Raw genomic sequence first — 8,313 nt, forward strand, 5'->3', positions numbered from 1 at the left:
ATCAGCCCCAGACCAACCAGGAACTCACCGTAAGGCACCAGGAAGTTAAAGAGTCCGACATTCGGCAGAGCAACGTGTTCCAGGAAGGCTGCCCACCAGCCTTGTACGGCTGGATGGTCGCCGGTGCTGTTCGCGATCGCTCCNGTCAGGAAGCCTGCGGCATCGAAACCGCCGGTGATTTTGTGATAGCCAGCTTCGATCCATTGNTAGCCAAGGTAGACGCGGATGACGGTCAAGAGCCACATTGCCACTTTGTTTGTTCTGAGGAAATTGTTAAACATAAGAACCACTCCTTTGATTTATCTTTAGTTTTTGTTTTTGGGATGATCATCTTTGATGTCTTTATTATATGTGATTTTTTTCACTATATATGTGATTTAAATCACAAATATCAGAATTTGAGAAAATAAATTTTGAACTAGTCTCTCTCACAACAAAAAAAATCCTTACCGAAGTGGGCTTCGTTGTGCAGGTGAAATTTTTAAACATGGACAAATAAACAGTCACTGATTTGCTCTTTGCATACAATATTTTGAATTAATCTATAGGGAGATGAGTCTAATGTATTTTTGCCCGACATGCCCAACACAAACCGTTGTTGATCCTCCAGTGTCGATTTACGAAAACTACTATCACCCTCATCATTAGAAAGCATCACTGTGTACCCATTCCACAACACATTTATGAGTATTCCGTCAAAGACGTAATGTGTCATGTATCCAGCCTTAAAAAACACAAAAAGAGAAGATAACTATTCAGCAGTTATCTGATATGACCACTTTAGACGGTGCTTTGGTGGTCTTTTCTTTTTTTTTCGCCAGATCAGAACCGCTGTATACCGGGGAGCAACAAAAAAAGGCCGGCGTCCCGGCTTTGAGCCGAGTGCCTGGCCGCACATTTGAGCGCTGAAGACGCGCTCACCCTTTACGCCAGCTATGTGAATAACTGGGTAAAATCTGGGTGAACACGTCCTTAATACCTCAAAACCCTTTATAAATCAGGCTTAACCAACCGAGCCGAGACAGAAACGGTCAATCGAGCGCTCATAGATCCGCTCGAAAATCTGAATCCTGAATTTTGCACCATGAACCTAAAGTCCGTCTATCGTTTGTCGAAATTTATGCAAAAGAAAAACCCTTGCGCCACAAGGGTTTCAGAGAAAAAATAAGCGGGTGATGGGAATCGAACCCACGCTACCAGCTTGGAAGGCTGGAGTTCTACCATTGAACTACACCCGCAATCTAACAATCGGGACGACACGATTCGAACATGCGACCCCCTGGTCCCAAACCAGGTGCTCTACCAAGCTGAGCTACGTCCCGTTAGTTTTAGGCCTTTTTGAGAAGGCAGAAATTAATATATCACGTTTCGCCTGCGAGCGCAAGCGAAACCTGCCGGCAGCTTCTGTGCCGGCAGGTGGCTTGCGATCCTCCGCATTCATGAAACAGAGTTATCGTTAATCATATATACTCCGCCCTGACCTGCATCCACGATATAAACATCAAAATGATTGGATCCCCGCAAGACGAACTTAAATTCCTTGCCCTTAGGAGCTCTTAAATGTGATGTTTTAAAATGACCGGCTCTAGGGCTAACTTTGCCCATTAGAGAGACTGACTGGTCTTCTGCTGGCAATATCAAACCTTTATCCAAATGTTCTCTATCGTTATAGAACTGAAGTGTAGGATGGGTATCCTGCGTATCGGCTGGAACGGTTCTGACAGCTATACCACCATCAACCGTATTGGCGAGAGTAAATCGGTAGCCATCTTTCAGTTCCAATTGATGCTCATGCTCTGAAACATAATGTTCTACACGTCCAGTTTCGAGGTTGTAGAATAATTCGGCTGACAATGTATTCGGCCACATCCCGTTCACCTCGGAACCATCCGGTAAAGTCGCTCTAATAAAATATAATATCGTCGTTTCACTAGGCATTCGACTTGCAGGGATCAAACGAGCGGTTACCTCGCTAATCCAGCTTTTGATCACAGTATCACTTGCTTGGATGTCCTTGAATCCCCATCCTAAGCGGAACAAAGCAATCTGAGCTTGGGATAGAGCATAGTATATTCCCAACCGAGGAATGATGCGTTCAAATGTCGTGATCGTTTTGTCCATGGCTGTAACCGTCTCTGATGTACCTGCCGCTGAAATTCCGTATGGAGAAGCAACTTCTGCTTTAAAATGAGAGTCAAGGAATATAAGCTCGCCCTCACTCTTGTTCAACTTAATCTTAAGTGCAGGGTTAGCAGTTCCTTCACGATAAAGCTCTATCGCTCTGTTCAAGCCAGTGGGTTCTCTATACTTGCCTGTGTCGGAGATTTTACCGAATCGTCTCACCAATAAATGATCCAGATGCTCTAGCAAAAGCTTTCGATTGGCCTCATTGCCTATGGATTCAGCATCAAGCCCTAATAATCTGGCGATCCCTTCTGGCTGAAAAGGGTCTGCCGGATAATTCATCGTTAGCGCAAAGTGTTCCTTAAGCCGCCCAGATAATAAGTTTAACTCTGACTCTATCAACAAATCGCAAAGATGTGACACATCCTCATTCAAATACATATATACGAAGCTCTCATTTGCAATGATCGTTTTCAATACGTTCGCCAGATACATGTCACCTATCAAATAATCAGAACCAACTTGTAAAGCAAGACGTCCATCATCTGTAAATCCAGCTCTAACCGATGGCAGGGCAAGTTCAACATGATGCTCTAACTTCAAAGCAACTCCAGGTTCCTCGGATGTATTCTCGTTGTCGTCAATTGCTGACTTTTGTAACATACGCATCGAAACTCCCTTATATATGACTCCCTTAAGACTCCACGATGGAAAGGATACTTAAACGGTCGTCTGCTTGTTTTCTTTGGCGATTTCTTTTCGAACAATCGGTGCGACTCGGGTGCCAAACAACTCAATGGCACGCAGTACTTCACGATGAGGCATTGTGCCAATATTCAGATGCAGGAAGAAGCGGTTGGTTCCTAGCATTTTGCGGGTGTGAAGAATCTTCTCTGCAACATATTCAGGATCACCAACATAGAGGGAACCATCCATCTTGCGATTTAGCTCATAGGATGCTTCGGTGTATGGCGCCCAGCCCAATACTCTGCCGAGTTCGTTCATTTGAACGACCTGGTAAGGTCGGTGTAACCGAACCGCCTCCTCGGTTGTTTCACTAACGAAACCGTGCGAGTGTGTCGCAATTTTAAGCTTACTTACATCATGGCCTGCACTCGCAGCTGCTTGTTTATACAATTCGACGAGGGGCGCAAATCTTTCCGGGTTTCCGCCGATGATCGCAAAGACAATAGGCAATCCCAACGTTCCTGCTCGAATAGCCGAATCCGGTCGTCCTCCAGATCCAACCCACACTGGAAGCGGGTCTTGGACAGATCGTGGATAGACGCCGAGATTATGAATCGCCGGACGATGACCGCCTCGCCATGTGACTTTTTCTGAAGCTCTAATCTTAAGAAGCAGTTCAAGATGTTCTTCAAACAATTCCTCGTAGTCATTTAAGTCGTAGCCAAACAACGGGAACGAATCAACAAAAGCGCCTCTGCCGACCATAATTTCGGCCCGCCCATTACTGATGCTGTCCAGCGTTGAGAATGATTGATAGACCCGAACCGGATCATCCGAGGAAAGAACGGTAACAGCACTCGTGAGCCGAATTCGCTTGGTTAAAGCAGCTGCCGCAGCAAGGATGACAGCTGGAGCCTCGGAGGCAAAATCAAACCGCTGATGTTCTCCGATCCCAAACACATCAAGGCCAGCTTGATCGGCAACAACGATCTCTTCAATCCCGTTTCGAATCCGCTCGGGATGGCTGATCCGCTTGCCCGTTACAGGATCTGGAGAAGTCTCTAGAAAGGTGTTAATGCCTAGTTCAAAATCTATGGATTCCGTCATAATGATCCTCCTTCATGTTCTGTAGTTAACGATGTCCTGCAGCCACGTTTTTAGGTGCGATTTGATTGAGACGTTGAAGATCCGAATCTGTAAGTTCAACCTGCAAAGCTGCAATATTTTCCTCTAAATACTTTCTTCTTTTCGTCCCTGGAATAGGCACAATATCGTTACCTTGCATCAAAATCCATTTCAACGCCAATTGCGGCGCAGTGCATCCCTTTTCCGCCGCCATTTCTTGAATCCGAGCAACGAATTGAAGGTTTTTCTGTAAGTTCTGTCCTTGAAATCTTGGGAAGTTGCGTCTTACATCGCTGTAATCCAAATCCTCGTATCGCTGGATTGTCCCAGTTAGGAACCCACGTCCAAGCGGGCTGTAGGCGACAAATCCAATGCCCAGCTCTCTGAGAGTAGGAAGAACTTCGTCTTCAATGTCTCGAGACCATAAGGAATATTCCGTTTGCACTGCCGTAATTGGATGAACTGCATGTGCTCTGCGGATGAGATGTGCCGGGGCTTCCGAAAGACCGATATAACGGACCTTTCCTTCTTTCACCAACTCAGCCATCGCCCCCACCGTCTCCTCAATGGGGGTAAAAGGATCGATCCGGTGCAGATAATACAGGTCAATGTGGTCAACACCTAATCTGCGCAAGCTTGCTTCGGCAGCTGCCTTCACATATCTCGGGCTGCCGTTATAGCCCCAATAGCCTCCCTCACGTACAACCCCAAACTTGGTTGCTAAAACAACCTCGTCACGCCGATCCTTAATCGCTTTTCCTACCAGCTTCTCATTTTCTCCGTTACCGTACAGATCTGAAGTGTCCAAGAAGTTTACACCAAGGTCCAATGCTCGATGAATCGTCCGTATCGATTCCTGTTCATCCCGGTCACTGCCGTAAAAATCAGACATCGTCATGCAGCCTAATCCCATCGCTGAGACTTTCAGTCCGCTTGACCCCAGGGCTCTTTTTTCCATAAATATCTCTCCTCTGTCTTTTGTTTTTTATGTCAAGAAATTACATTTTCACAATGATCTACATGTTTAGATTTTAATTGTAATTAGTTTCACCTCCCCTTTTTATCGAACGTTCGTTCAAATCGTTTTAAAAATATTTATTTTATCGAACGTTCGATCAAATTGATGCAAATTAAAGTACTCATCAACTCGATCGAACGTTCGATCTATTGAAATGAAAAAAGAGGCTGTTCATGCTTTGATCGCATCCCAGCTCATTTGAATCATTTTGTCGATGTTGTCTGGGGTGAATTCATACTCACCGTTAATATACTCTTTGCCCATTTGGACAAAAGGCAAGCAGGAGTAAGTAACTAACAGATTCGTTTCCGAATCCTTAAACAGCCCTTCCTTAATCCCCCTTTCGAATAAAGGATACATCGGCTTAAACACACCACCATTTTGATCTTTACAGTGTTTTTGGATAAATGGTGAATCAAAAAACTGTTCCATCAACAGAAAATTAGCTTGATTATTCACGATGTAACTGGAGTAATTCCGCAAGATCTTCTCAAAGGCAGCCTTGACTGACATGTCCTCCGTAACGCCAAGAAACATTTTCTCATGCATTTGTTCCTTAAGCTTAAAGTATAGCTTAATCAACAAGTCTTCTTTACTTTCAAAATAAAAGTAAATGGTCGACGACGAGATGTTTGCCCGCTTCGCAATTTTGGACATGGAAATCTCGGATAGTCCAATTTCATTGAGAAGTTCAATTGTTGTTTGATAGATCAGTTCGGATTTGTTATCAGATTTGTTTTTCATGGCCACATTATAATCGAACGTTCGATCGAAAGTCAATATTCAGCCCTTTCGCTTTTTTTACCTAAAATCATAAAAAATTCCTTAGCCGGCTAGCCGGCTAAGGAATTCACTCTCCAGCACCCCGGCAGACACCGGCTTGCTAAACAGATATCCTTGTCCTTCGTGGCAACGTTGGCGCTTCAGAAACTCCAGCTGCTCCTCGTTCTCTACGCCTTCGGCCGTCACCTTCAGCTTTAAGTGATGTGCCATAGTGGTGATGGTGGAGACGATCGCCGCGTCGTTCCCGTCGTACATGACCTCTTTGACGAAGGCGCGGTCAATTTTCAACCGATCGATCGGCAGGCTTTTCAAATAATAAAGCGAGCTGTAGCCTGTGCCGAAATCATCGATGCTGATATGTATCCCTAAACGCTTCAAGCGATGAAGCTGATCTAGCGCGGTTTCAATATCGTATGTCATACTTTCCGTCACTTCCAGCTCCAGATATTGTGGATCTAACCCTACTTCACGCAGGATTGCGTCCACGTGCTCCGCTAAATTATATTGCCGGAACTGGCGCATCGACAAATTGACGGATACACAAACGGGTTCGAATCCTTCCTGCTGCCATTTCTTATTATACTGGCATGCCGTTCTTAGCACCCATTCGCCAAGTGGAACGATCAGCCCATTCTCTTCGGCTAGCGGAATGAATTCACTTGGAGGTATCAATCCCCGCTTCGGATGGTTCCAACGAACAAGTGCCTCCATCCCAACCATTTTCCCCGTATCCAAACTGATCTGCGGCTGGAACTCCAGGAAGAATTCCCCCCGCTCCAGCGCCTTGCGCATATCATTCTCAAGCTCTACCTTCGCTTGGGTGCGCTGTTTCATCGATGCATGATAACGTAGAAACTCCACGCCTTGCTCCTTCGCATGGTGTACTGCCATATCGGCAAATTGGATCAACTGGTTGACCGAGTCGGCATCATTTGGAAATACGGACAACCCCATGCTCAAGGAAATATGATATTCTGTGTCATCAATGAGGACCCCGGGATCAACAGAGGCTAACAGCTGCTTGGCCCGCTCCTCGGCGGCCGAAGCATCCGGCAGCTCGGAGAAGACCACGGCGAATTCGTCCTCGCCCACCCGATACATCCATTGCTGAGGGCCTTCAAGTACCGCTAACCGACTTCCGAGCTCGGTCAGCACTTTGTCCCCCGCACTGTAACCCAGCGAGTCGTTAATCGCCTTAAACCGGTCGATATTGATCACCGCCACACCGATACAAGATCGCGAAAATACCAAGAGCTCGTCCAACTGCTCCTTCATTTGTCGCAAGTTCGGCAGTCCGGTCAAATCATCATGGTAGGCCATATGCTTCATCTGGGTTTCCATGATGATTTGACCGCGTAACGGTTCTTCAATCGTCAGCCGGTAAACCCCTTTTAATACGATGTAATACGAAATGGCCATATACCCTTGCCCTACCGCTTGAGTTAACCCCTCAACTTGCCCCGGCGGACAGATCAGCAAGACATGACCCATCGCCATGAAGAGCAGTGCCCCGGTTACCATCATCATGGCTGAAGGGCGCTCTGTCCGATGTCGATAAAGGACAGCCGTAGCGACAAGGAGGTACAGCAGAGGAATCCCCGCTTGCATCATCAGTTGCAGAAGCTCCGTTTCCAATAGTAGCGGCAAGTTGTCTTGGTATCGATTTAACACAAACAGACCTAACAGCGTCAAGAAGACGGCACTGGCGAACATCGTCACTTTCTGCTGCCCGGACACCTGCTGGTCCGTCGCAGCAAAGATCCGCAGCATCCCAAAAGCTCCTAGTAAATGGGAGATCACCAGAAACCAGGTCGCCAAATTTTCGTTCGGTTCGAAGCCAAGCAGCGAGATATCACCGTACGAAACAGTGTACAGAATATCCAATATCCCGATCACTGAAAATAACACGGCCGTGTAAAGTCGCTGCTTGGACAGTTTGTCGGTAAACAGAATCCATCCCTGTGCGAAGATCGCGAAGGATATGGCCATGCACATGAGACCTGTCAAAAGATGCAGCGTTTGGACAACCTCGGCCGTTCCTGGCGGAAACCTGTTCCATGCCGACAACTGGACAACCCCGATCATCGCCGCCAATCCGATTACCCCTTGGATGATTGTCGTTCGTTCCTCTGCCCTAATCCTCAATGCGTATCAACCTCCGGAGGTAAGTACTTATCGATCCGTCATGAGTTGTACTATTCAACATTTTCCGCTTATTTCCTTCCTTTTTCTCAAATTTGTCGAGGAAAAATCATAACCACCCGTCCAACGGGTGGTTTGCTCTTGGGGTATAACCCCTTGTTGCCAAACTGCGCCTAAAGACGCTAGCCTGACAATAAAATTGTTCAGGCTCAGTGTTTTTGTCACTTTCACTTACCAGTTAAACTGGTTTACTTTTTCTTGCTACCGTTTCTGCTAAATGGATCTTCATACTCTTTGACGCTCAGTTTATCGATTGCCTGGTCATGTGCTTCCTGCTCGCGGATATACTTTGCGACAGTGGCCTCATTCAAGCCCACTGTGCTTACGTAGTATCCCTCCGCCCAAAATTTCCGATTTCCATATTTATACTTTAG

The 8,313-nt window shown here is 46.3% G+C and carries 6 protein-coding genes, 2 tRNA genes and 1 pseudogene; all 9 read right to left on the bottom strand.

Going from position 1 to position 8,313, the window contains the following annotated elements; all coding sequences use genetic code 11:
* A pseudogene (locus tag M891_RS0121795) lies at positions 1-281 on the bottom strand (DoxX family membrane protein); the annotation flags it as partial.
* A gap of 886 nt (positions 282-1,167) precedes the next feature.
* Positions 1,168-1,238: transfer RNA gene (locus M891_RS0121800), tRNA-Gly, on the bottom strand.
* 10 nt (positions 1,239-1,248) lie between these two features.
* Positions 1,249-1,322: transfer RNA gene (locus M891_RS0121805), tRNA-Pro, on the bottom strand.
* Positions 1,323-1,437: 115 nt separating this feature from the next.
* Positions 1,438-2,787 carry a hypothetical protein gene (locus M891_RS0121810; protein WP_028540258.1) on the bottom strand — a complete coding sequence of 450 codons (1,350 nt, stop codon included), beginning with the start codon at positions 2,785-2,787 and terminating at the stop codon, positions 1,438-1,440.
* Positions 2,788-2,844: 57 nt separating this feature from the next.
* Positions 2,845-3,918 carry an Atu2307/SP_0267 family LLM class monooxygenase gene (locus M891_RS0121815; RefSeq protein ID WP_028540259.1) on the bottom strand — a complete coding sequence of 358 codons (1,074 nt, stop codon included), beginning with the start codon at positions 3,916-3,918 and terminating at the stop codon, positions 2,845-2,847.
* A gap of 25 nt (positions 3,919-3,943) precedes the next feature.
* Positions 3,944-4,894 carry an aldo/keto reductase gene (locus M891_RS0121820; RefSeq protein ID WP_028540260.1) on the bottom strand — a complete coding sequence of 317 codons (951 nt, stop codon included), beginning with the start codon at positions 4,892-4,894 and terminating at the stop codon, positions 3,944-3,946.
* Between the two features lie 231 nt (positions 4,895-5,125).
* Positions 5,126-5,698, bottom strand: coding sequence for a TetR/AcrR family transcriptional regulator (locus M891_RS0121825; protein WP_028540261.1), 573 nt, complete (start codon positions 5,696-5,698; stop codon positions 5,126-5,128).
* A gap of 81 nt (positions 5,699-5,779) precedes the next feature.
* On the bottom strand, positions 5,780-7,882 hold the full coding sequence (locus M891_RS0121830) for a putative bifunctional diguanylate cyclase/phosphodiesterase (RefSeq protein WP_028540262.1): 2,103 nt from the start codon (positions 7,880-7,882) through the stop codon (positions 5,780-5,782).
* A 245-nt stretch (positions 7,883-8,127) separates the two neighbouring features.
* Positions 8,128-8,313 (bottom strand): transposase (locus tag M891_RS0121835; protein WP_028538260.1); only part of this gene is annotated, 186 nt, incomplete at its 5' end.

Source organism: Paenibacillus sp. J14, assembly GCF_000518465.1.
Classification (GTDB): Bacteria; Bacillota; Bacilli; order Paenibacillales; family Paenibacillaceae; genus Fontibacillus; species Fontibacillus barengoltzii.

Coding starts and splice junctions, on each gene's coding strand:
- M891_RS0121820 (WP_028540260.1), bottom strand. CDS start 4,894: ATGGAAAAAAGAGCCCTGGGGTCAAGCGGACTGAAAGTCTCAGCGATG.
- M891_RS0121810 (WP_028540258.1), bottom strand. CDS start 2,787: ATGTTACAAAAGTCAGCAATTGACGACAACGAGAATACATCCGAGGAA.
- M891_RS0121815 (WP_028540259.1), bottom strand. CDS start 3,918: ATGACGGAATCCATAGATTTTGAACTAGGCATTAACACCTTTCTAGAG.
- M891_RS0121825 (WP_028540261.1), bottom strand. CDS start 5,698: ATGAAAAACAAATCTGATAACAAATCCGAACTGATCTATCAAACAACA.